Origin of the sequence: Arthrobacter sp. AOP36-C1-22 (assembly GCF_052377515.1) — a bacterium.
Classification (GTDB): domain Bacteria; phylum Actinomycetota; class Actinomycetes; order Actinomycetales; family Micrococcaceae; genus Arthrobacter_H.
This window is the reverse complement of the sequence record NZ_JBQSWW010000008.1, coordinates 124,075-145,116: the sequence shown is the minus strand read 5'-3', so window position 1 is coordinate 145,116 and position 21,042 is coordinate 124,075. Positions and strand designations below refer to the sequence as shown.

The window sequence follows — 21,042 nt, the reverse complement described above, 5'->3', positions numbered from 1 at the left end:
CTGGCAGCCAAGCTGCCGGGCCGAGGCGGCATCCCGCGTCGTAGACTGGCAGGCGACGATTCATATCAGGGGGTTTCGTGGCACCGGAAACGGCTCCAAGCGCTGTCGAGCGCGGCAGGGCGCCACTGAGTCGGGAATTGATCCTCGACACCGGGGCTGAGTTCATCGAGGAACATGGTTTGCGGCGCCTCACCATGCGCCGGCTCGGGCAGGAACTGCGTGTCGAAGCCATGGCTCTCTACCGTTATGTGCCATCCCGCGAGGATCTGTTGGACGGCGTCGTCGAGCGGATTTTGATGGAACTCCAGGAGGATCCCGACGTCTTTGTCGATCCACGCCAGGGATGGCAGGATTATTTGGTCCGGCTGGCCCACGGGCTAAGGAAACTGGCCGTGGCCTACCCACAGGTCTTTCCCATCCTCGCCACCCGTCCGACGGGCGCCCCATGGATCAGGCCGCCGCTGCGCAGCCTCGCGTGGATCGAATCCTTCCTGGCTGCACTCACCAGCTCTGGATTTTCCGATCGGGATGCCGCCGACGCATATCAATCCTTCAGCAGTTTCCTCCTGGGAAACCTCCTGCTCCATGTCTCCCTTGAGGGGGAAGGCACACAGCCCGAATCGGCGGCCCAGGAGAGCCACGGCGTCGACCTCGGCGGATACCCGAATATCCACCGCATGCAGACGCTCTTGGCGGAGAGCTGGAACGAGCAGGAATTCGACATGGCCCTTCAGGACGTCCTGAACCGGATCGAGCTGCTCAACTCCTGAAGCCGCTGTCCGCACCCCCGCCACCTCGAGTGCTGGAGGCTTCGAAGACGAAACCCGCTGGATCGTGGTTCACTGGCCTCGTGGGCAGGAGGCGGAAGGGGCCAAAATGGGAACCGACGGGGACGAACCAGGCAGCGCGCACGAACTACTGGAATTGCGCATTCATGGGGTGTTGAACACCCCGAACTACGAAATGCTCGAAACGACGCCGCAACGGGTGAAAACCATCCGTGGGGATCAGCTCGCAGGATTTTCCACCTATCGCTTTCCGGCCCCCGTAGACGCCCCGACCGACCGACGCGTGGAAGCCTACGCCTGGGGCCGGCTGTCCCGGTTCACCGGGATCCCGTCCCTGGGCCGGATCGGTGATGCGCTGGTCAAACTCCTCTGGTTCGCGCTGGCTCCCTACGGACTGGCGAACACGGCCTACTGGTCGCGCCGCCAGATCGGCACCGGCGAAACACCCCGGACCGAGGACGCCGCCGACGGAGGGCACCGGTGGATCGCCCGCACCATCAGCACCGGGCGTGGCGCCGGCACCATGCGGCTCTACGGGCTGCTGCTCAGTCTGCTGTTCGTCACCACCGCGGCCACCGTCGCCCTGGACATGATCGGCCGCCAATGCTTTGCCACGGCGACCTCGGCCGTCGGGGCCGGGGTGGAACTGAGCTGTCCGGGGGCGCGACTGATGTTGTCACCGTTGGCCGCATGGGGCCCCGGCACCCGGGACGCCCTGCTGCTGGGCATGCCGTTGCTGGCATTGGCCGCCGTCGTCGTGCTGCCGATGCTGGGTCGTACCCGCTATTTGACCGGCCCCGCCCGCCCCGGGCGCGTGCCGCCGGACCAGGGGGCGGCGGTGCAGCCCGGGGGCCCGTTGTTGGCCCAACGTGACCTGTGGCTGGTGGGTTCTGGCATGGGCCGGTTGCGCCGCCTGCATGCGGGGGCGGCGCTGGCCTGGTTGGCGGCGATCCTGGCATTCGATCATGCCGACGGGTGGCGGCAGGATGCCGGGGCGGCTGACTGGGCGGGAATCGTCTGGCCGGTGGCGGCCGGGTTGGCCGTGCTGCTGACCGTCGGCGGCTGCGGATGGATCATCAAACCCCAGGCCCAGGTCGCCGGTGACGTGCCGCGTCGCCATGTGGTCTATCTGGTGGTCTGCGCCGGCCTGCTGGCCGCGGTGCTGGCCGCAGGGATCGCGGATCCGGGGACCGCCCGCGGAGCCCGCTCCGGAGCGTCGGCGGCCGTCGTCGTCATGCTCGCACTGGCGCTGACGTTGGTGGCCTTGCTGGTCAACGCCGAATCGGCGGCGCGATCGGAAAAAATGGGTCCGTCGGCAGTCGCCTCCGAGGACGAACGGAAGTACCTGGGCTGGAACGGCCGTGGCCCCTTCATCCTGGGTTCCCTGGCCGCCGGATTCGCCCTCCTGCTCTCCTTCGCCGTCGTCCTGGGTGCCGGATGGGTGTTGCGCGGCCCGAAACCACCGGTGGTCTATGTCCTGCAGGGTGCCGGCTTCCTGCTGTTCCTGCTGGCCGCCGTGATCTGGCTGGCCCTGCGGCAGGCCGCCATCCACCGGCGGGAGCGTGCCCGACGAGACGACGAAATCGCGGCGATCCGTAAGGATCTGCTCCGCCAAGCGGGGCATTGGACGACCGGACCGATGATCACCCACTCCGCCGAGGAGATCCACCACGCCCGCCGGCAGGCAGCATTGCTGCGCCGGATGGAGACGTTCATCGGGTGGATCGGCTGGGCCGTGTTCATCGGCATCTGCGGTGGTTTGCTGGCACTGTTCCTCTTCCTGGGGCAGGACCGGACGACGTCCGGGGGAGCGTGGAGCGTGGTGCGTGGGCTATGGGACGCCGGGCTATGGGCCGGGATGATCGCGGTGGCGGCGCTGTATCTGTTGTCGCGGGGCTCCGATTCCCGCCCGTTGGGCCTGCTGTGGGACCTGATGTGCTTCCTGCCCACCCAGGCCCACCCGTTCGGTCCCTCCTGTTACGCCGAGCGGGTCGTGCCCGAGCTGGCCGACCGCATCGTCGACTGGTTCGCCGAGGACCACCAGGACCCGGCCGGGGCAGCCGAGCCGGAGGAACGCGGACTGGTGGTCTCCGCGCATTCAATGGGTATCGTCCTGGCGGTCTGTGCGCTGTTCCAACTGCCCTCCCGTGGCCTGGTGGAGGAGGACCGGGACCGGATCGGGCTGCTGAGCTACGGCTGCCAATTACGGCGCTATTTCGCCCGCTTCTTCCCGGGGGTCTGCGGCGCGGATGAGCTGTCGCTGGTTCCGGCGGGCCGGCCGTCGCCGACCGCCCAGGACCCCTGGCCGCCCACGCTGGCCGGGGAGATCGCCGAGGAACCGGATCCCGGGCCCGCCGTCGTGCAGCCGGGTTCGTTGGGAAGCCTGTTGGGGCCACGGTGGCTGAACCTCTACCGTTCCACGGACCCGCTGGGTTTCCCGGTGCGCTATCGGGGAGGGGACGGGACCATGGATTGCGAGGCCGCCTCGTATCAGGAGCAGGCCTACCAGTTCCTGCCGGCCACCCACGGGGACTATCTGGAGTCCACCAGCTATGAGTGGGGCTTCTCGGAGGTACGGCGGCGGTTACGCTGAGCGCGCCCGACGCCGGGGGTTAAAAGGCCCGGCACCGGAGCAACTTTGGGGGGAAAACAGCTCCGGTGCCGGTGAAGATTAGTCTAGGACGCCGTCGGGGTGCCCGCCATGGGGAGAACTCCCCATGCCCGCCCCTAGGCAGGAACCCATAAACGTGGTACTAGCCCCTTTGTGTTGGCGATGGGAAAAGAAATCCAAAACTTTTCGTCTTCTTCCAATCCATCCTGCCCCGGGCTCCGAATGACTTCATGACAGCCCACCCCCGTCACCGGGGAACGGGAAGCACGCACGGCCGCTGGTCGTGACAGCAAGGAGACACGTCATGAAGACCATGAACCGCAAGTACACCGCACTCTTCGGCCTGATGGCAGTCGGCTCGCTCGCCATGAGCGCCTGCTCCGGTGGAGGCAGCGACGCCGGATCGGCCGAATCCTCGGCGCCGATGTCCGAGTCCTCCTCTTCGGCTCCGATGTCAGAATCCTCCTCCTCCGCCTCGGAGATGGACCCGGCAGCCAACCTGATCGGCCCCGGCTGCGCCGACTACGCCGAGCAGGTCCCGGACGGAGACGGATCCGTCGCCGGCATGGCCCAGGATCCGGTGGCCGTGGCAGCATCGAACAACCCGCTGCTCACCACGCTCACCGCGGCCGTCTCCGGGGAACTGAACCCGGATGTCGACCTGGTCGACACCCTCAATGGTGACGAGTTCACCGTCTTCGCCCCCGTCGATGACGCGTTCGACGCGATCCCGGAGAAGGACCTGAACGCGGTCGTCGAGGATTCGGACATGCTCAGCAAGGTCCTGACCTACCACGTGGTCCCCGGCCAGATGAGCCCCGATGAAATTGATGGCACCCACGAGACCGTCGAAGGCGATTCGGTCAAGGTCACCGGCAGCGGAGATGACATGAAGGTCAACGGAGCCTCCGTCATCTGCGGTGGCGTCCAGACCGCCAACGCCACCGTGTACCTCATCGACGAGGTCATGATGCCGGACGCCGCCAAGAAGTAAGGCAGGCAGCTGGAACACCACGGATCCCGGCGGCAACCGCCGCCGGGGCCGGTGGTGTACCCCGGGCCAGGGGCCAACGGGGAAGGGCATTGGTATTCAGGCAGGTTGGAGTCATGCGAGACTGTCAGACATGAGATTGCCATGGGCCCGGACGGCGGAGGAACCCGCACCCCCGGACCATGAGGAACTCCTCGGCAGGATCGCCCAGGGCGACGAAGCAGCATTCGGAGCATTATATGACGAGCTCTCGGCCAGGGTCTTCGGTCTCATCCGTCGCATACTGCGCGATGAGTCGCAAAGCGAAGAGGTCCTCCAGGAGGTCTTCATCGAGGTCTGGCAACACGCAGCCCGCTACGACGCCGACCGGGGCCGGGGAACCTCGTGGATCATGGTCATGGCCCACCGCCGTGCCGTGGACCGCGTCCGGGCCAGCCAAAGCAGCAAGGACCGGGACCTTCGCGAGGGGGTCAAGGGGTTCGAGGAAAGCTACGACGACGTCCAGGACACCGTCGAGGCCCGGATGGAAGGCGAGCGGGTGCAGCAGGCGTTGAAATGCCTCTCCGCCGCGCAACGCCAAGTCATCGAGTTGGCCTACTTCGGGGGCTATACCCATCAGGAAGTCGCCGGATTGATCGAAGCCCCCGTGGGAACCGTGAAAACACGGATCCGTGATGGAATGATCAAACTCAGAGACCAGTTGGGAGTAGCGTGATGGATCGGCAACTGCACCTACTCACTGGTGCCTATGCACTCAATGCCTTGGAACCGGGCGAACGCGAATCCTTCGAGGACGCCGCCCTGGACTCCGAGGAAACCCTGCGCGAGGTCCGCTCGCTCAGCGAAACCGCCGCCCTGCTCGCCGAGCAGACGACGCCGGTGACCCCGCCACCACGGGTCAAGGCAGACCTCATGGCCGCGATCCGACAGACCCCCCAACTTCCGGCCGTCCGTGACGATGCCACGACGTCCGGACGCGGCACCGCCTCCGAAGGCCCCGCTGCCGAAAGCCCCGCCACCGCGGAGCCCGAGGCACCGACCGACGCCTCCGCACCAGCCCCCGGGGTCCTGGATCTGGGCTCTGCCCGGGCCCGACGTCGGGCCCCCGGCAGCGGGACCCGCAACGGGACCAAATACCTGGCCGTCGCGGCTGCGGCCCTGTTGGTGACCTCCGGCGGACTGACCGGGGTGGTCATCAGCCAGAACCACCAACAGGACCAGCTCCAGAACCAGATGACCGCGCTGGATGACAGCAACGAGAAGATGCTGCGCATCTTCTCCTCCAACGACGTGAAGTCGGCCAGCCAGTCCCTGGACGACGGTGCCCAGGTCACGGTGACCTATTCCGCCTCGGCCGGATTGGCAGCGCTGACCGCCGATGGGCTGCCCACGCTCCCGCAGGACAAGGGCTACGAACTCTGGCTCATCGGTGACGACGGGGCGGCCCCCATGGGCATGCTCGACTTCGCCGGCGGTTCGAGCGATACCGCCCTGATGGAAGGCAAACTCTCCTCGGCGACCCATGTGGGGATCACCGTGGAACCTGCCGGGGGATCGCCGCAGCCCACCACCGACCCGATCGTCCTGCAGGAACTCTAGGTTCCCGGCACCTCGATCCAATCCAGATCGGGCCGGGCTCCGAATCTCCTGTGTCCATGGGTCTGAAATCCCGACCCTGGCCACCGAAGCAGGCCGCCGACGCCCGGAAGGGCGCCGTGGGCCGCAAGGCAGGATGGAAGGCGCACGATGGAAACGCATGAAACGCCCGGCCCGGAAACCACGGCCCCGGGCAGGGCCCGCACGGTGCTGCGGCGCTGGCCCCACGCCGTCGCCGGACTGGTGTCCGCCGGCTTGCTCTTCGGGGTGGCCGAACTCGTCGCCGCCTTCTTCTCCACCTCCTCCTCGCCCCTGGTGGCCCTGGGCGGGGCCTTCATCGACATCACCCCGCCGTGGCTCAAGGACTTTGCCATCGCCACCTTCGGCACCAACGACAAACTGGCGCTGTTCATCTCCATGGGCATCGTGGCCACTCTCGTCGCTGCCGTCACCGGCCTGCTGGCACGGCGCCGGTTCGCGGTGGCCCAGGGGATCATCCTGGTCCTGGCCGTCGGCATGGCCGCCGCCGTCCTGAGCCGTCCGGCCACCGGGATCCTGGATATCGTGCCGACCGTCGTGGGTGCCGTGGCAGGGATCGTGGTCCTGTACCAGCTCAGCCGGCTTGCATCCCGGGCCGAACCCGGGGGCCTCCCGGCCGCCGGGCAGGCAGAGGAGCACGACGCCGAGCCGACGCGGGCTGCCGGATCCTCCTCGCGACGTCGTTTCCTGACCTTTTCCGTCGTGGCGGCGGTCGGCGCGGGGGCCATGCTCGCCGGAGGCCGGGCCCTGTCGGGGGTCCGCAATGCGGCAGCGACCGCGCGGGAATCCCTGCGGCTGCCCCGTCCGGCCCACCAGGCCACTGCCCTGCCCGACGGCGTCGCCGCCGAGGTCAAGGGCATGCCCTCCTTCGTGACGCCGAATGATTCCTTCTACCGGATCGACACCGCGTTGGCGGTTCCCCGCATCGACCCCGCCACCTGGACGCTGCGGGTGCACGGGATGGTGGAGGAGGAATTCAGCATCGGGTTCGACGAACTGCTGGGCATGGAGCTCGACGAGACCTGGTTGACCCTGACCTGCGTTTCCAACCCCGTCGGCGGTGACCTGGTCGGCAACGCAAAATGGTTGGGCTACCCGTTGCGCAAGCTGTTGGAACGGGCCCGCCCACAGCAGGGGGCCGATATGGTGCTGTCCACCAGCATCGACGGATTCAGCGCGTCGACTCCGCTGGAAGTACTCACCGATGATCGTCAGGCGCTGCTGGCCGTGGGAATGAACGATGAGCCACTTCCGCTCGAACACGGCTATCCGGTGCGGATGGTCGTGCCGGGGCTGTACGGATACGTTTCGGCCACCAAATGGGTCGTTGATCTGGAGGTCACCCGGTTCGCCGATAAGGCCGCGTATTGGACCACCCGCGGCTGGTCCGAGCGCGGGCCCATCAAACTCGCCTCGCGGGTGGATGTGCCCCGGCCGTTCTCGACGGTCAGCGCCGGCACCGTCATGATCGGCGGGACCGCATGGGCGCAGACACGAGGCATCAAGGGCGTGGAAATCAAGATCGATGACGGGGACTGGCAGAAGGTCGAGATGGCCACCGAAGCCTCCGTCGATACCTGGCGCCAATGGTCCTACGAGTGGAAGGGCGCCAAGGAAGGCACCCACTCGGCCACCGTGCGGGCCATCGACGCCGACGGCACCGTCCAGACCGAGGAACGCGCCGATCCGGTCCCCAACGGAGCCAGCGGCTGGCAGCGGGTGCAGTTCACCGTCGGCTGACCGGCGGCGGCCTGGGCATTGACCGGCCCCGGTGGATCCGTAGTCTGGGGGATACGGACCACCTGAAGGAGGACGGGCAGCCATGGCAGAGGACACCTCACCCATCAAGGACGAGCAGATGTACCAGGCCCTGCGTGACGAGGGCAATTCGAAGCAGAAATCGGCGCGTATCGCCAACGCTGCCGCACGAGACAGCCGATCCGAGGTCGGTGAGCGGGGCGGTGAATCGGGCAGCTATGACGACTGGACCGTCGAGGAGCTCACCCAACGGGCCCGCGAGATCGGCCTCACAGGCTACTCGGATTTGACGAAGGACGAACTGATCAAGGCGCTGCGCGATTCCTGAGCCCACCGATAATCCGCCCCGGCGGCCTCGAGCGAAGCTGGTGGACCTGCCGCGCCCCCACGGCGAAACCATCAGGACCCTCGGCGAAATCCCGCAGGACGAGGTGGACTACGACTCCTGCGAACATCAGGACCGTCCCGGTCCGGAAGCCACTCAGGACGACCACGTCTGACCGGTGCCTGCGACCCGTGGCCCGAACCTCCGACCTGCGGGTGTGGCGCAAATCACCACCAGGGCATAAGGTCGGGTGAACGACCCGGTCAGACCGGTTTTGTTCGGGTCCTTCGGACGTTGACGGGGAGGCTCGTACTGATGCCAGAACATGCGAAACACGGTCGCCGCCGGCGCCGTGTCCGGTGGGCCGGGGTCACCGCCGTTGCCTCGGCCTTGCTGCTGTCCGGCTGTGGGGCGCCGGACTCGACCCCGGTGCTCACGTGGTACATCAACCCGGACGACGGCGGCCAGGCGGCGATCGCCAAGACCTGCACCGCAGCCGCCGACGGCAAATACCGGATCGAAACCTCACTGCTCCCCTCCGACGCAGCGTCCCAGCGTGAACAACTGGCCCGTCGTCTGGCGGCGGGGGATACCTCGCTGGACATCATGAGCCTGGACCCGCCGTTCATCCCCGAACTCGCCGAGCCCGGCTTCCTGGCCCCGGTCCCGCAAGAAACAGCAGACAAGACCACGAAGAACACCCTCGATGGTGCCTTGGCCGGAGCGAAATGGAAGGACGAACTGGTCACCGTCCCGTTCTGGGCCAATACCCAGATCCTCTGGTACCGCAAATCCGTGGCGAAGGCCGCCGGGCTGGACATGACGAAGCCGGTGACCTGGGACGAACTGATCGAGGCCACCCGGGACGAGAAGAAATATCTCGGGGTCCAGGGGGCGCTGGCCGAGTCGATGACCGTCTGGGTCAATGCGCTCGTCGAATCCAGCGGCGGACACATCGTGCAGAACCCCGAGGCGTCGGCCGACGACGTCAAGCTCGGACTGGAGACGAAGGCCGGGAAGAAGGCCGCCGAGATCGTCTCGACCATCGGCAAGGAAGGGCTGGGGTCGCCTGGCCTTCCGACCCAGGCGGAGAACGAGTCGATGCTGCTCTTCCAAGGCAAGAAGGGCTCCTTCATGGTCAACTGGCCGTTCGTCTGGCCGGCCACCAACGCCAGCGTCAAAGCCGGCAACCTGGACAAATCGCTCGTGGAGGACATCGGCTGGGCGCAATATCCGCGGACGATGGCCGATGAGGAATCCCGTCCGCCGCTGGGTGGCATCAACCTCGGGGTCGGGGCGGCCAGCCCCCACGTGGACCTCGCCTACGAGGCGATCGAATGCATCGTGGAACCGAAGAACCAGGTCGAATACTTCGTCACCAACGGCAACCCGCCCTCGGATTCAACCGCCTATGACGATCCGTCGATCAAGAAGGCGTTCCCCATGGCGCCGACCATCAGGGAATCGTTGAAGCATTCGGCCCCACGGCCGCAGACCCCATACTACAACGAGGTCTCCACCGGCATCCAGCAGCATTGGGCGCCACCATCCGGGATCGATCCGGCCACTACGCCGAAGAAGACCACCGACTTCATCATCGCCGTGCTGCGAGGGGAGAGGCTGCTATGAGGCGCAGAAGCACCGACGGGCCCACCCGTAGGAGGGAGGAATCGCGATGAGTACCCCCGTGGACACGAAACCAACCGGGCGGCGGCGGGCCGACGCCGGCGTCGGGCTCTCCGAACGGCGGAAGGCCGAACGCAGGCTGGGCTGGATGTTGGCGGGGCCCGCCTTCGTGGTCATGCTCATGGTCACGCTGTATCCGATCCTCCAGGCCGTCTGGGATTCGCTGTTCAATTTCCGGCTCACGGCCCCGGGGGACAAGAGCTTCATCGGGCTGCAGAACTACGGGGTCATCCTCACCGACCCGGTGTTCTTGAGGGACCTGGGCGTCACCTCGCTGATCACCGTCATCACCGTCGTGGTGGAGCTGATCCTGGGCTTCGCCCTGGCGCTGGTGATGCATAAGGCGCTGAAATCGGTTCGCGGCTTCGTCCGCACCGCCATCCTGGTTCCCTACGGCATCATCACCGTCGTGTCGGCCTTCGCCTGGTTCTACGCCTTCGACATCAACTCGGGCTTCATCAACCACTGGTTCGACTGGCTGCCGGGAATCAGCGAGGACACCAACTGGTTCGCCGGGACCTGGACGTCGTTGTTCGTGATCATGGCCTCGGAGATCTGGAAGACCACGCCGTTCATTTCGCTGCTGCTCCTGGCCGGTCTGGCACAGGTCCCCGATGAGCTCACCGAGGCGGCCGAAGTCGACGGGGCCACCTGGTGGCAGCGCATGCAGAGGGTCATCCTGCCGAACATGAAGGCGGCGATCATGGTTGCCGTGCTCTTCCGGGCGCTGGATGCCTTCAGGATCTTCGACAACGTGTACATCATGACCAACGGTGCCTACGGCACCGAAGTGCTCTCGCTGTTGGCCTATCGGACCTCGATCGGGCGACTGGAGATCGGACTGGGTTCGGCGATCTCGGTCCTGCTGTTCCTGTGTGTGCTGATCATCTGCTTCGTGGCGATCAAGCTGTTCAAGGTCGACCTCGCCGGAAACCAGGGAGGCAAGTGATGAAGAAGACCACCACGAAGACCCGGCTCATCTGGGCGGGCATCACGGTCGTCGTCGCCGTCTACGCCCTGTTCCCGGTGTTCTCGATCCTGGCGACCTCCTTCAAGGAACCCAGCGACCTGTCCAACGGCAAACTCCTGCCGACCAACTGGTCGGGGGTCAACTACGAACAGATCCTCGTCGGTGACGCCCAGGGGCTGTTCCTGACCTCGCTGCGGAACTCGATCGGGATCACGCTGATCTCCACGGCGATCGCCGTGGTGCTGGCGACCCTGTGTGCCTACGCGATTGCGCGGTTGGACTTCCCGGGCAAGAAGCTGGTGCTCACCACCGCCCTGGCCGTCTCGATCTTCCCGGTCATTTCCATCGTCACCCCGCTGTTCAACGTCTGGCGCACCATCGGGCTGTACGACACCTGGCTCGGTTTGATCATCCCCTACCTGTCGCTGACCCTGCCGATCTCCATCTGGACGCTGGCGGCGTTCTTCCGGCAGATCCCCTGGGAACTGGAACAAGCAGCCCAGGTGGACGGGGCCACAGCCTGGCAGGCCTTCCGCAAGGCGATCGTCCCGTTGGCGGCCCCCGGGGTCTTCACCACGGCGATCATCGCCTTCTTCATCGCCTGGAACGACTTCGTCTACGGCATCTCGCTGACCTCCACCGAGGCGGCGCGACCGGTTCCGGCAGCCTTGGCGTTCTTCACCGGCGCCTCCCAATTCGAATCACCGACCGGCGCGATTTCCGCCGCCGCGATCATCGTCACCATCCCGGTGGTGCTCCTGGTGCTGGGCTTCCAGCGGCAGATCGTCTCAGGCCTGACCCAGGGCGCAGTCAAGGGCTGAGGCCCTGATCCGAGAAAGCAGAGGACAACCCATGGCATCGATTACGTTGAAGAACCTCGTCAAGAAATACGACGACGGGTTCCCGGCCGTGAACGACATCTCCATCGATATCGCCGATGGGGAGTTCGTGATCCTGGTCGGCCCCTCCGGCTGCGGCAAGTCCACGCTGCTGCGCATGATCGTCGGGCTGGAGGACATCACCAGCGGGGATCTGTACATCGACGACAAACGGGTCAACGACATGGCCCCGCGCGACCGGCACCTGGCGATGGTCTTTCAGAACTACGCCCTCTACCCGCATCTGACCGTTTTCGAGAACATCGCCTTTCCGCTGCGGCTGGCCAAGGGAAAGTTCAGCGAGGACGACGTCCAGGAGCGGGTGCGGGCCGCGGCACTGACGCTGGAACTGACCGACCACCTCGACCGCAAACCCGGCAACCTCTCGGGTGGGCAACGCCAACGCGTGGCAATGGGCCGGGCGATCGTACGCCAGGCGGACGCCTTCCTCTTCGACGAGCCGTTGTCGAACCTGGATGCCAAGCTGCGCGGGCAGATGCGGGCGGAAATCTCGCAGATGCAGCGCCGGTTGGCGACCACCAGTGTCTACGTCACCCACGACCAGACCGAGGCCATGACCCTGGGCGACCGGGTCGCGGTGCTGAAGAAGGGCGAACTGCAACAAATCGCTTCCCCGCGTGAACTCTACGAACAACCGGTGAACATCTTCGTGGCCGGGTTCATCGGCAGCCCGTCGATGAACTTTTTGCCCGCCACGGCCGAGGGCAACATCCTCAAGACCCCCATCGGCGACTTCGAGGTCCCGGCGGAGACGGCGGCCACGGCGGCCGGGAAGGAGATCGTGCTGCTGGGCATCCGGCCCGAGTACTTCGAGGATTCCTCCCTGGTGGAGGAATCCAAATTGGTCCACGGCAATGCCTTCAGTGCCGAACTGACCCACACGGAGTGGTTGGGCAACGAACAATACGGCTACATCGACTTCGACCCTTCCCCCGAGGTCAAGGACATGCTGGACTCCCTGGCCCGCGACCTGGATGCCGACGAACTGCGCCCGCAGGTGGTGGTCACCCTCGACGCCGCCAGCCGGATCCGCGGGGGGCGGGTCTGCGAACTCTGGCTCGACACCCGCCGGCTGCACATCTTTGATCCGGCCACGGGGGAGAGCCTGACCCGGGACGCGGACGCCGGGGCCGCGTTGACCGAGGAGGCCAACCAGGAACGGGCGGAGGAAATCGAACGGGCCACCCGCGAAGCCGCCGAGGCCGGCTGAGCCGCCCCGGGGGTCGGGCCCCGGTGGAAGGCGCCGTTTCCGGGCCCGCCACCGGGGCCTCCCTTGTGGAGTACGGGTTTCCGGCCTACCGTGGAAGTACCCATTCGGCTCGTCCGGGGCCGAATCGGCTTTCGAAGGAGAGGGTCATGGGGTTCACACATACGGTTCCAACCGGAGGCCGCCCACCACGGGCCGCCACCGCCGATTTCCGCATCAGGGGCAGCGCGATGGCCACCGGCGGATTACTGGTCCTGATGATCTGCGCGCTACTGAACGCAGCGGTCCTGGGCAACGCCGATACCGGTGGTTCGCTCGGATTCGGCCTGCTGATCGGCATGTACATGCTGGCCTACGGCATCGTGAAACGACTGAGTCTGAGCTTCCCGCCGCGGCCGGGGACCAGCACCGGAGACTCCCGCGAACACCACCCGGCTGACTAGCGGCGGGGTGCCCTGAAGGGAATACTCCTGCCACGAACGTGGTTCCATCTGCGCAGGCAATGAACCAAGGTGAGTGGCAGGAGGCCGTCATGGGCGCATCGATCGTCGTTGTTTCCGGGGGACTGGGGGTGCCGTCGTCCTCACGTATGCTGGGGGACCAACTGGCCAGATCGACGGTCTCCGCCCTGGCCGCCGACGGAATCAGCGCGGAAGTCCAGGTCATCGAACTGCGTGAGCTGGGAGTGGACATCGCCAAGGCCATGGTCGCCGGATGGGTGTCCCCGCAGCTGGAGGAAGCGATCGAGGCCGTGGGGTCGGCCAACGCCGTGGTCGCCGTCAGCCCGGTGTTCACCGCCTCGGTCAGCGGGTTGTTCAAATCCTTCCTCGACGTTTTGGATCCCACCCTGTTGGACGACAAGCCCGTCCTGTTGGCCGCCACCGGTGGATCCTCACGGCATTCGATGGTGATCGACTACGTGATGCGCCCGATCTTCGGCTACCTGAGGGCCAACACCATGCCCACCGCGGTCTTCGCGGCCCCCGGGGACTGGTCGGACGGGAGTGGGTCGGGAGCCCTGGCCGAGCGGTCCGACCGGGCCGGTGCCGAGCTGGCCCGGGCCCTGGGCGGTCGGCATGGCCTGTCGGCGGCCCGGCAGGACCCGATGGAATCACTGCCCTTCGAACAACTGCTGGCCGAGATCCGACCGGAAGCCTAACCACCCCGGACGCACGTGAGGGGCGGACCAATCGGTCCGCCCCTCACGTCCATTCAACCGCTAACGCCAGGCACGCCCACGTTCCATGGCCCCCTCAAGGGAAGATGCCGCGAGCCAATCCAGCGCCGCCGTCGTGCTTTGAATTATTCGCCGGTCAGGCCGTCCTTGACGTCCTTCGCGGCGTCCTTGACATGCTCGCCGGCCTGCTTGGCTCCGGCGCTGGCCTGATCGCCCACGCCCTCCGCCTGCATGCCTTCGTCGTCCGAGGCCTTGCCGAATGCTTCCTTGGCCTTGCCCGAGAGTTCTTCGGTCTTATTCGACATCTTGTCTCCCAAACCCATTGCGCATTCCTCTCATCGGTATTGCTCAGATGGCGGCTCCGTGGAGCCGTCGTGCCGACCGACGACCTCAAGGCCGTGCACGATGTCTTCCACGTTAACGCCGTGCAACGGATACGTCTAGCTGTGGGGCCCGCAAAAACGCTAGGAAATCGAGGTTCCGACGATGGGTCCCCGCCATGGTGGGGATGCAGGATTTTCCGGCGGGTTCGAAGTCGGGGTATGACCTCCGTCACCGGCGTGATCGTATACGATGTCAGCAGGACGTGGGTGGACGGCACCCCGTGCGCGCGGCCGCCCCGCAGCCCGCCGACCGCCGCCCGACAGGATCAGGAAGGTACTTTCCGACATGCTTGACGACGAGACCATCACCTCCATCGCCGACGAACTGGTGGAGGCCGGCCGCAGCCGGACCCCGGTGAAGCGACTGACCTCCCGGTATCCGGAGATGACCATCGAGGATTCCTACCGGGTGCAGAACCTGTGGCGCCAACGCAACGAGGCCGCCGGCCGGCGCCTGGCGGGCCGCAAGATCGGGCTCACCTCCCGGGCCATGCAGGCCGCCACCGGGATCACCGAACCGGACTACGGGATCATCTTTGATGACATGGTGCTGGAGAACGCCTCGAGCATCGAATGGAAGCAATACACCCATCCGCGGGTGGAGGTGGAACTGGCCTTCGTCCTCAAGGACGACATCACCGGCCCCGGGGCGACGATCTTCGACGTGCTGCGCGCCACCGAATACGTCACCCCCGCCCTGGAGATCCTTGACTCCCGCGTGGAGATGGAGGGGCGGACGATCGTGGACACCATCAGTGACAACGCGGCCATGGGGGCCATGGTCCTGGGCGGACGCCCCGTGGCCCCCGACGCCGTGGACCTGCGCTGGGTCTCGGCGATCCTGTACAAGAACCACGTGGTGGAGGAGACTGGCGTCGCCGCCGGGGTCCTGAACCACCCGGCGTCCGGGGTGCATTGGCTGGCCAATAAGATCGCCCCGCATGGTGACGGTCTCAAGGCGGGTGAAATCATCCTCGCCGGATCCTTCACCCGACCGATGTGGGTCAATGAGGGCGACACCGTCTTCGCCGACTATGGAGAGCTGGGAACGATTACATGTCATTTCGCGTAGAACCCGATCCGTCCTTCAAGGACGTCCTGGCCACGGCCGACCGTCCGCTGGCCGGGATCTGGATCTGTTCGGCCTCCCCGCTGGTGGCCGAGATCTGTGCCGGGGCCGGGTTCGATTGGGTCTTCATCGACGCCGAGCATTCCCCCAATTCCCCCGAGACCGTCCTGGCCCAGCTCCAGGCCGTGCGCTCCTACCCCGTGATCCCGGTGGTCCGTCCTGCGGTGAACGACACGGTGTTGATCAAGCAGTACCTCGATGTCGGCGCCCAGACGCTCATCATCCCGATGGTCCATACCGTCGAGGACGCCCAGGCCGCCGTGGCCGCCGTCAGATATCCGCCCCACGGCGTCCGCGGGGTGGGATCCGCGCTGGCCCGTTCGGCGCGGTGGAACCGGGTCCCCGACTATCTGGAACGGGCCTCGGACACGATCACGCTGATCGTCCAGGTCGAATCTGCCGAAGCCGTGGACAACGCCGCCCGGATCGCGGAGGTCGACGGGGTCGACGGGATCTTCATCGGCCCCTCGGATCTGGCGGCCTCCATGGGACTGATCGGCCAGCAAGGCCACCGCCGGGTCGTCTCCGCCGTCGATGCCACGATCGCCGCGGTGAAGGCAGCCGGCAAGTTCGTCGGTGTCAATGCCTTCGGGGAGGCGGCGGCGTTGCGCTACATGGACACCGGAGCCGATTTCGTCGGCGTCGGCGCCGATGTCGCGGTCCTGGCCCGCGGGACCGAGGCGCTGGCCGGGAAGTTCGTTCCCGCCGCGAAGGGCGCCACCCCCGACAGCTACTGATACCGCCTCCGGCGCCCTTCGGCGTCGTACTCTGCGGCCCGGGTCGCGTCGCTCGCCCGGATCGGGGACGGCAAGTGGCACGATTGAGACGATGAAAAAAGACCAGCAGTCCGGGGCCGGCCCGGAGAAGGCGCGGGAACCGAAGACGGCACGGGGGCGTGGAGCCATGGCCTCCTGGCGGGAGTCCTTCAGCGAGGGCCTGCCGATGCCGCTGTGGCTCCAAGGAGCCCTGGAGTTCATCCAGTGTGCCTTCCTCTCGGCCCTGCTGGTGGTCGTGCCGTTGGTGGGTGTCTGGTTCGCCGGAGGATTCGCCGAACGGACGCTGGACTCCGTGTTCAGGATGTGCGGGCAGGTCTGGCTGCTGATCCACGGGGTGCCGTTGCAACTGACCCTGACCGGGGAGGACTCACCGGTCGTCACGACCGGGATGCTCACGCTCATCCCGTTGGGTTTGACGCTCATCCCGTTCTTCCTGGCCTGGCGGTCGGGCCGACGCATTGCCCGGGCTTCCTATACCGACCAGCTGTGGCAAGGCATCGCCGGGGCCCTGGGCGCCTACCTGCTGGTGGGACTGATCACCGGCTTCGCCGTCCCCACCGAGGAGGTCGGAGTCAATCTGGGCGCCGCCGCGCTGATCCCGTTGATCCCCGCTGGGCTCGGAGTCGTGATCGGGGCGCGGCGCGAGGCCGGGTCCTGGGGCCGGCTCATCGGCGTGGACTTCGTGGAGTGGATCGCCGCCACCAGCCAGCATTCGCGCTGGACCGGTTCCTACCTCTGGTCCGTCATCCGGGCCGGACTGCTCGGGTACGTCGCGGCCTTCGCGCTGGCCGCGCTGGCATTGACCGCCGCCCTGGGCCTGAACTGGCTCGACATCTCCAACATCTACCAACAGCTCCAGCCAGGGCCGGTCGGCGGGTCGGTGCTGACCGTCGCCCAGCTGGGCATGATGCCCAACCTGGCGTTGTGGGCCCTGGCCTGGATCAGCGGTGGCGGGATCACCCTGGGGGTCGGCAGCACGATGGGCCCCTTGGGCACCGCCGTCGGACCGTTGCCCGCGGTGCCGTTCCTGGGGGCCTTGCCAGCCGGGGACCTCGGAGCGGCCTGGGCCTTCATGCTGTTGCCGGTCCTGGCCGGGATCCTGGCCGGCTGGTGGTTCCTGCGTGAAGGGGAGAACCACTTCGAGGACTGGCTCTCGATGCGGCTGAACACCCGGTGGCTGTCGCTGGCCCTGTCCACCGTGCTGCTGGGGCTGTTCATCGGCATCGTGACCGGTGTGGTCTCCCTGGCCGGCAGCTGGCTGGCCGGCGGATCGCTGGGCATCGGGCGTTTGACCGACGTGGGCCCCAACCTCTGGATGACCGCCCTGCTGCTGGCCGGGGAGGTGGGCCTGGGGGTCGTCATCGGCTACCTGTTGGCCCCGCTGCTCGAACGCGATCCGGTGCTGGAGGACTAGACCGCCGGGTCCCGGCCGTTCACATCGTGCAGATGGTGGGCGATGTCATGCCAGGTGTACCGGGCCAGGGTCTCGACCGTGAAGGCCGCCCCGTTGCCGCGGAGCCCGGGACGGTCCAGATCGCGGTTGAGGACCGAATCGAAGGCATCGGCCAGCCCCCGTCCGGCGGCTGCGAGCTGGGTGGCGATGACCCGGGGGGACTGGTCGGCGTAACCATCCTCCAGCGCGGTGGCATCCTGGTCCCAGTCGGGGAACGTCGGGGAGTCCTCCATATGCATCAGATCCAGCCGGTAGTGCATCACCTTGAACACGTCTCGCACATGCGCCGCGTACTCCAGCGGGCTCCAGACCGCCGGTTCCGGACGCACGGCGACATCCTCCCGCTGCAGGACCGCCGCCCAGCGGGGCAGACAGGTGCGCAACGCGATGGCGATGTCCTGGGGGCTCAGCGCCGAGACGTCGGTGCCGCATTCGGGACAGGCCCGCTCGATGGTCCAGGTCCAGTCCTTGGCGTCGGGGACCGGCTGGATGTCCTCATGCGGTGCCGGGTCGGAGGGGCTGGTCATGATCCGATCACTCCTTGGAGGGTGGAGAGCTTCTGGTCGTAGTCGTGTTTGCATTGGGCCTGGGACCGGTCGGTGACGGTGGTGGCCATGCACTGTTCGTAATCCAGGGTCGGCTGGTAGAAGAGCACCTGGGTGGAAGTGGAGACGGTGAAGAGCAGGCACGCCAGGGTGGCCAGCGGCAACGTGATCCGCAGGACGCCGGGCAGCTTGCGCCGGAAGACCTTCACCGAGGCGACGACCCCGGCCACGATCCCTGCCAGCCCGAAGACCACCGAGGCGATCTTCCAGGGCAGGACCACCGAGGAGAGCAGATAGGACAACAAGACGAAGAGGACGACGGCTCGGATCCATCCGCTCACGGCGGCAATACGCTGGGCGACGTCCTGTTCTGGTTCGGGCATGCCCTCAGCCTAGTCCGGACCGCCGGAGCACCTAAACTGGTGCCATGCGCATTGTGATCCTCGTATCCGGGACCGGTTCCAACCTCCAGGCAGTCATCGATGCCGTCGCGAGCGGGGAGCTGGACCTGGAGATCGCCGCGGTCGGCGCGGACCGCACCGGGACCGGAGGCGTGGCTCGGGCCGCGGCCGCAGGGATCGAGACCTTCGAGGTGCCGTTCAAGGAATACACCGACCGCGCGGCCTGGAACCACGAACTCACGCGCATCTGCCGGTCCCACGCCCCGGACTACGTGGTCTCCTCGGGGTTCATGCGCATCGTCGGCGAGGAATTCATCACCGCCTTCGACGGGACCTACCTCAACACCCACCCGGCCCTGCTGCCGGCCTTCCCCGGCGCCCACGGGGTCCGCGACGCCCTGGCCTACGGGGTGAAGGTCACCGGATGCACGGTGCATATCGCCGATGCCGGGGTCGATACCGGCCCCATCCTGGCCCAGCGCGCCGTGGAGGTCCACGAGGACGACACCGAGGACACCCTGCACGGGCGCATCAAGATCGCCGAACGGACCCTGCTCATCGAGACGCTGGCCTCCTTGGCCGACCGGCACACCGTCTAGGACCGTCCCGGGCCCAGGCCCGGGGGAGGAGCGGCCCCGCCACCTTCCCCGGTGGCGGGACCACGTGTCGGCCGGCTACTGGATCCCGGAGTCCGGGTCGGGTAGCCGGTGGATCAGTTCGGCGGTGACGGAGGCGACGCCGCCGATCGCTTCGAGTCCGGCCATCCGCTCCGCGGCGATGGTGCCGGTGATCATCGACAAGGCCGGCAGGACCCGCTCGACGATCATCCCCGCGGTGGCCAGTTGCCCGGCGACCTCGGCCGACCGGCCGGCGTAGGGCTCCGTCAGGGTGACCGTGACCCGTTGGCTCATGGGGAGGGAGCCTCCGGTGGTGCCGGGGCGGCCTCGTCGCCTTCGTCGCCGTCGCCCCCGGGGGCCGCCGGTTGCGGGGCCCTGACCAGTCCGGCGCCGACATCGGCGGAGGCGGCGTCCAGACGTTCGCAGCCCTGCACCAGTTCGGCCCAGAGCTCCCGGCCGCGCAGGCCGGTGGACGCGGCCAGGACGGCGGCGACCCCGGCGGCATGCGGGGTGGCCATGCTGGTGCCGCTGATCGTGTTGTAGCGCTGGGGCATGGGCCAGGAGGAATAGACCTCGACGCCGGGACCCGCCACATCGACCTGCCCGCCCTCGGTCGCCCCGGAGCGGGCGGAGAAATCGGCGATGGCCAGCTGCTGATCGACCGCCCCCACGGCCATGATGTAGGGGCTGTTCGCCGGGGTCCCGACGAATCCGGGGTTCCCCGCGGAGCGTTCGGCATTATTGCCGGCCGCCGCGATGATGAGCGTGCCACGGGCCAGGGCCCGCTTCCCGGCCGCCACATAGGGCGGGTGGACCTCGGCGACATCGGCGCCCAGCGACATCGAGATGACGGCGCAGCCCTGGGTGATGGCCCAGTCGATCCCGGCCAGGATCCCCGCGTCGCCGCCGGAACCGGAGGCGTCCAGGACCTTGCCGGCATAGATCTCCGAGGCATGGGCCACCCCGTATCCGGGGCCGGTCCCGGGGGCGCGCGGGCCGCAGGAGGTGCCGATGCAGTGGGTGCCGTGCCCGTGCCCGTCCTGGGCGTCCTCGCCGTCGACGAAGGATTCGGTCACGATGGTGCGGCCGGCGAAATCCGGATGGCCCGTATCGAAGCCGGTATCCAGCACGGCCACCTTGATGCCCTCGCCCGAGGCCTCGGAGGTCGCGGCTCCGGTGGCCTGCAGGCCCCAGGTGAATTCGGCGGTATCGGCAAAACCGTCGGCCGGTGCCGCCGGGGAGGAACCGGTGGCGTCGCGGGAGACGGCGTCGGGGGCGGCCTCGGAGCGGTGCCGGCCGGCCTGCCCCGGTTCCAGGACGTGGTGGATCAGTTCGGGGTAGTAGTGCAGGCCCCGCTGGGCTCCGACCGAGCTGGTCCGCAGGGTCTCGAGTTGGGCGTCCTCCGCCGCGACGACGGCCATGCGCAGTTCCGCGAAGTAGGTTCCCTGCCCCTGCCGGGCCGCGGCGGACCGCTCCTCGGAGGTGGCCAGCGAGGCCAGGTCACGGGTGTCGGCCACCCGGGTCATGCCGCCGGCGGCCAGCAGGTCCAGCGGGTCCGGGTCATCGTCGTCGAACACCACGATGTAGCGGCCGGTGTGCTGCCCGGACGGACCGAAAAAACCTGGATCCAACATCCGTTGCCTCCATCGTTGCGACCGGGGAGTCGCCCCGTACCTCGGGGCCTGGCCCCC

The 21,042-nt window shown here is 67.3% G+C and carries 23 protein-coding genes; 18 read left to right on the top strand and 5 right to left on the bottom strand.

What is annotated here, in order from left to right; genetic code table 11:
* Window positions 1-137: 137 nt before the first annotated feature.
* The 14 genes from ACT3S6_RS07000 to ACT3S6_RS06935 all read left to right on the top strand — a co-directional run bounded on the left by ACT3S6_RS07000 (window position 138) and on the right by ACT3S6_RS06935 (window position 14,029).
* Entirely contained in the window at window positions 138-770 is a 633-nt protein-coding gene (locus tag ACT3S6_RS07000; RefSeq protein WP_444554330.1) for a TetR/AcrR family transcriptional regulator, read from the top strand.
* A 106-nt stretch (window positions 771-876) separates the two neighbouring features.
* Window positions 877-3,381, top strand: a complete 2,505-nt coding sequence (locus ACT3S6_RS06995) for a hypothetical protein (RefSeq protein ID WP_444554329.1) — start codon at window positions 877-879, stop codon at window positions 3,379-3,381.
* Window positions 3,382-3,703: 322 nt separating this feature from the next.
* Complete coding sequence (locus tag ACT3S6_RS06990; RefSeq protein WP_444554328.1) at window positions 3,704-4,393, top strand: fasciclin domain-containing protein; 690 nt, start codon at window positions 3,704-3,706, stop codon at window positions 4,391-4,393.
* Between the two features lie 130 nt (window positions 4,394-4,523).
* Window positions 4,524-5,105, top strand: a complete 582-nt coding sequence (gene sigK, locus ACT3S6_RS06985) for an ECF RNA polymerase sigma factor SigK (RefSeq protein ID WP_444554327.1) — start codon at window positions 4,524-4,526, stop codon at window positions 5,103-5,105.
* The gene (locus tag ACT3S6_RS06980; protein ID WP_444554326.1) at window positions 5,105-5,989 is read left to right on the top strand and encodes an anti-sigma factor; all 885 of its coding nucleotides are present in this window, start codon (window positions 5,105-5,107) and stop codon (window positions 5,987-5,989) included. Before sigK ends, ACT3S6_RS06980 begins: the two co-directional genes overlap by 1 nt.
* Before the next feature lie 147 nt (window positions 5,990-6,136).
* Window positions 6,137-7,765 carry a molybdopterin-dependent oxidoreductase gene (locus ACT3S6_RS06975; RefSeq protein ID WP_444554325.1) on the top strand — a complete coding sequence of 543 codons (1,629 nt, stop codon included), beginning with the start codon at window positions 6,137-6,139 and terminating at the stop codon, window positions 7,763-7,765.
* An 82-nt stretch (window positions 7,766-7,847) separates the two neighbouring features.
* Complete coding sequence (locus ACT3S6_RS06970) at window positions 7,848-8,111, top strand: DUF7218 family protein (RefSeq protein ID WP_444554324.1); 264 nt, start codon at window positions 7,848-7,850, stop codon at window positions 8,109-8,111.
* Between the two features lie 40 nt (window positions 8,112-8,151).
* Entirely contained in the window at window positions 8,152-8,283 is a 132-nt protein-coding gene (locus ACT3S6_RS06965; protein WP_444554323.1) for a hypothetical protein, read from the top strand.
* A gap of 140 nt (window positions 8,284-8,423) precedes the next feature.
* Window positions 8,424-9,737, top strand: coding sequence for an extracellular solute-binding protein (locus ACT3S6_RS06960; protein WP_444554322.1), 1,314 nt, complete (start codon window positions 8,424-8,426; stop codon window positions 9,735-9,737).
* Between the two features lie 46 nt (window positions 9,738-9,783).
* Window positions 9,784-10,743, top strand: coding sequence for a carbohydrate ABC transporter permease (locus ACT3S6_RS06955; RefSeq protein ID WP_444554321.1), 960 nt, complete (start codon window positions 9,784-9,786; stop codon window positions 10,741-10,743).
* Window positions 10,743-11,585 carry a carbohydrate ABC transporter permease gene (locus ACT3S6_RS06950; protein ID WP_444554320.1) on the top strand — a complete coding sequence of 281 codons (843 nt, stop codon included), beginning with the start codon at window positions 10,743-10,745 and terminating at the stop codon, window positions 11,583-11,585. The genes ACT3S6_RS06955 and ACT3S6_RS06950 overlap by 1 nt, the downstream gene beginning before the upstream one ends.
* Before the next feature lie 31 nt (window positions 11,586-11,616).
* Complete coding sequence (locus ACT3S6_RS06945; RefSeq protein WP_444554319.1) at window positions 11,617-12,873, top strand: ABC transporter ATP-binding protein; 1,257 nt, start codon at window positions 11,617-11,619, stop codon at window positions 12,871-12,873.
* A 146-nt stretch (window positions 12,874-13,019) separates the two neighbouring features.
* Window positions 13,020-13,313, top strand: a complete 294-nt coding sequence (locus ACT3S6_RS06940) for a hypothetical protein (RefSeq protein ID WP_444554318.1) — start codon at window positions 13,020-13,022, stop codon at window positions 13,311-13,313.
* Window positions 13,314-13,402: 89 nt separating this feature from the next.
* Entirely contained in the window at window positions 13,403-14,029 is a 627-nt protein-coding gene (locus tag ACT3S6_RS06935; protein WP_444554317.1) for an FMN reductase, read from the top strand.
* Between the two features lie 143 nt (window positions 14,030-14,172).
* Here ACT3S6_RS06935 and ACT3S6_RS06930 read toward each other — a convergent pair whose 3' ends face one another.
* The gene (locus tag ACT3S6_RS06930) at window positions 14,173-14,370 is read right to left on the bottom strand and encodes a CsbD family protein (RefSeq protein WP_444554316.1); all 198 of its coding nucleotides are present in this window, start codon (window positions 14,368-14,370) and stop codon (window positions 14,173-14,175) included.
* Window positions 14,371-14,716: 346 nt separating this feature from the next.
* On the opposite strand from ACT3S6_RS06930, the gene hpaH reads away from it, so the two are divergent.
* The 3 genes from hpaH (at window position 14,717) to ACT3S6_RS06915 (ending at window position 17,749) form a co-directional block, all read left to right on the top strand.
* Complete coding sequence (hpaH, locus tag ACT3S6_RS06925) at window positions 14,717-15,502, top strand: 2-oxo-hept-4-ene-1,7-dioate hydratase (protein WP_444554315.1); 786 nt, start codon at window positions 14,717-14,719, stop codon at window positions 15,500-15,502.
* A complete protein-coding gene (locus ACT3S6_RS06920) occupies window positions 15,487-16,296 on the top strand; it encodes an HpcH/HpaI aldolase family protein (protein WP_444554314.1) in 810 nt (269 codons plus the stop codon). The genes hpaH and ACT3S6_RS06920 overlap by 16 nt, the downstream gene beginning before the upstream one ends.
* Before the next feature lie 166 nt (window positions 16,297-16,462).
* Window positions 16,463-17,749 carry a cell division protein PerM gene (locus ACT3S6_RS06915; protein WP_444554334.1) on the top strand — a complete coding sequence of 429 codons (1,287 nt, stop codon included), beginning with the start codon at window positions 16,463-16,465 and terminating at the stop codon, window positions 17,747-17,749.
* On the opposite strand, the gene ACT3S6_RS06910 is transcribed toward ACT3S6_RS06915, so the two are convergent.
* Window positions 17,746-18,315 (bottom strand): DinB family protein, encoded by a 570-nt coding sequence (locus tag ACT3S6_RS06910; RefSeq protein WP_444554313.1) that lies wholly within the window; start codon window positions 18,313-18,315, stop codon window positions 17,746-17,748. The genes ACT3S6_RS06915 and ACT3S6_RS06910 overlap by 4 nt on opposite strands.
* Window positions 18,312-18,716, bottom strand: a complete 405-nt coding sequence (locus ACT3S6_RS06905) for a hypothetical protein (RefSeq protein ID WP_444554312.1) — start codon at window positions 18,714-18,716, stop codon at window positions 18,312-18,314. The genes ACT3S6_RS06910 and ACT3S6_RS06905 overlap by 4 nt, the downstream gene beginning before the upstream one ends.
* Before the next feature lie 44 nt (window positions 18,717-18,760).
* Here ACT3S6_RS06905 and purN point away from each other — a divergent pair, with 44 nt between their 5' ends.
* Complete coding sequence (gene purN / locus ACT3S6_RS06900; RefSeq protein ID WP_444554311.1) at window positions 18,761-19,333, top strand: phosphoribosylglycinamide formyltransferase; 573 nt, start codon at window positions 18,761-18,763, stop codon at window positions 19,331-19,333.
* 75 nt (window positions 19,334-19,408) lie between these two features.
* Here the strand turns inward: purN and ACT3S6_RS06895 are convergent, their stop codons facing one another.
* Both ACT3S6_RS06895 and ACT3S6_RS06890 read right to left on the bottom strand, forming a co-directional pair.
* Window positions 19,409-19,645, bottom strand: a complete 237-nt coding sequence (locus ACT3S6_RS06895) for a hypothetical protein (RefSeq protein ID WP_444554310.1) — start codon at window positions 19,643-19,645, stop codon at window positions 19,409-19,411.
* A complete protein-coding gene (locus ACT3S6_RS06890; RefSeq protein WP_444554309.1) occupies window positions 19,642-20,985 on the bottom strand; it encodes a S8 family serine peptidase in 1,344 nt (447 codons plus the stop codon). The genes ACT3S6_RS06895 and ACT3S6_RS06890 overlap by 4 nt, the downstream gene beginning before the upstream one ends.
* Window positions 20,986-21,042: the final 57 nt, after the last annotated feature.

What these genes read in the sequence shown, in the direction of transcription:
- ACT3S6_RS06995 (WP_444554329.1), top strand. Translation starts at nt 877, where the DNA reads ATGGGAACCGACGGGGACGAACCAGGCAGCGCGCACGAACTACTGGAA.
- ACT3S6_RS06990 (WP_444554328.1), top strand. Translation starts at nt 3,704, where the DNA reads ATGAAGACCATGAACCGCAAGTACACCGCACTCTTCGGCCTGATGGCA.
- sigK (WP_444554327.1), top strand. Translation starts at nt 4,524, where the DNA reads ATGAGATTGCCATGGGCCCGGACGGCGGAGGAACCCGCACCCCCGGAC.
- ACT3S6_RS06980 (WP_444554326.1), top strand. Translation starts at nt 5,105, where the DNA reads ATGGATCGGCAACTGCACCTACTCACTGGTGCCTATGCACTCAATGCC.
- ACT3S6_RS06975 (WP_444554325.1), top strand. Translation starts at nt 6,137, where the DNA reads ATGGAAACGCATGAAACGCCCGGCCCGGAAACCACGGCCCCGGGCAGG.
- ACT3S6_RS06970 (WP_444554324.1), top strand. Translation starts at nt 7,848, where the DNA reads ATGGCAGAGGACACCTCACCCATCAAGGACGAGCAGATGTACCAGGCC.
- ACT3S6_RS06960 (WP_444554322.1), top strand. Translation starts at nt 8,424, where the DNA reads ATGCCAGAACATGCGAAACACGGTCGCCGCCGGCGCCGTGTCCGGTGG.
- ACT3S6_RS06955 (WP_444554321.1), top strand. Translation starts at nt 9,784, where the DNA reads ATGAGTACCCCCGTGGACACGAAACCAACCGGGCGGCGGCGGGCCGAC.
- ACT3S6_RS06950 (WP_444554320.1), top strand. Translation starts at nt 10,743, where the DNA reads ATGAAGAAGACCACCACGAAGACCCGGCTCATCTGGGCGGGCATCACG.
- ACT3S6_RS06945 (WP_444554319.1), top strand. Translation starts at nt 11,617, where the DNA reads ATGGCATCGATTACGTTGAAGAACCTCGTCAAGAAATACGACGACGGG.
- ACT3S6_RS06940 (WP_444554318.1), top strand. Translation starts at nt 13,020, where the DNA reads ATGGGGTTCACACATACGGTTCCAACCGGAGGCCGCCCACCACGGGCC.
- ACT3S6_RS06935 (WP_444554317.1), top strand. Translation starts at nt 13,403, where the DNA reads ATGGGCGCATCGATCGTCGTTGTTTCCGGGGGACTGGGGGTGCCGTCG.
- ACT3S6_RS06930 (WP_444554316.1), bottom strand. Translation starts at nt 14,370, where the DNA reads ATGGGTTTGGGAGACAAGATGTCGAATAAGACCGAAGAACTCTCGGGC.
- hpaH (WP_444554315.1), top strand. Translation starts at nt 14,717, where the DNA reads ATGCTTGACGACGAGACCATCACCTCCATCGCCGACGAACTGGTGGAG.
- ACT3S6_RS06920 (WP_444554314.1), top strand. Translation starts at nt 15,487, where the DNA reads ATGTCATTTCGCGTAGAACCCGATCCGTCCTTCAAGGACGTCCTGGCC.
- ACT3S6_RS06915 (WP_444554334.1), top strand. Translation starts at nt 16,463, where the DNA reads ATGGCCTCCTGGCGGGAGTCCTTCAGCGAGGGCCTGCCGATGCCGCTG.
- ACT3S6_RS06910 (WP_444554313.1), bottom strand. Translation starts at nt 18,315, where the DNA reads ATGACCAGCCCCTCCGACCCGGCACCGCATGAGGACATCCAGCCGGTC.
- ACT3S6_RS06905 (WP_444554312.1), bottom strand. Translation starts at nt 18,716, where the DNA reads ATGCCCGAACCAGAACAGGACGTCGCCCAGCGTATTGCCGCCGTGAGC.
- purN (WP_444554311.1), top strand. Translation starts at nt 18,761, where the DNA reads ATGCGCATTGTGATCCTCGTATCCGGGACCGGTTCCAACCTCCAGGCA.
- ACT3S6_RS06895 (WP_444554310.1), bottom strand. Translation starts at nt 19,645, where the DNA reads ATGAGCCAACGGGTCACGGTCACCCTGACGGAGCCCTACGCCGGCCGG.
- ACT3S6_RS06890 (WP_444554309.1), bottom strand. Translation starts at nt 20,985, where the DNA reads ATGTTGGATCCAGGTTTTTTCGGTCCGTCCGGGCAGCACACCGGCCGC.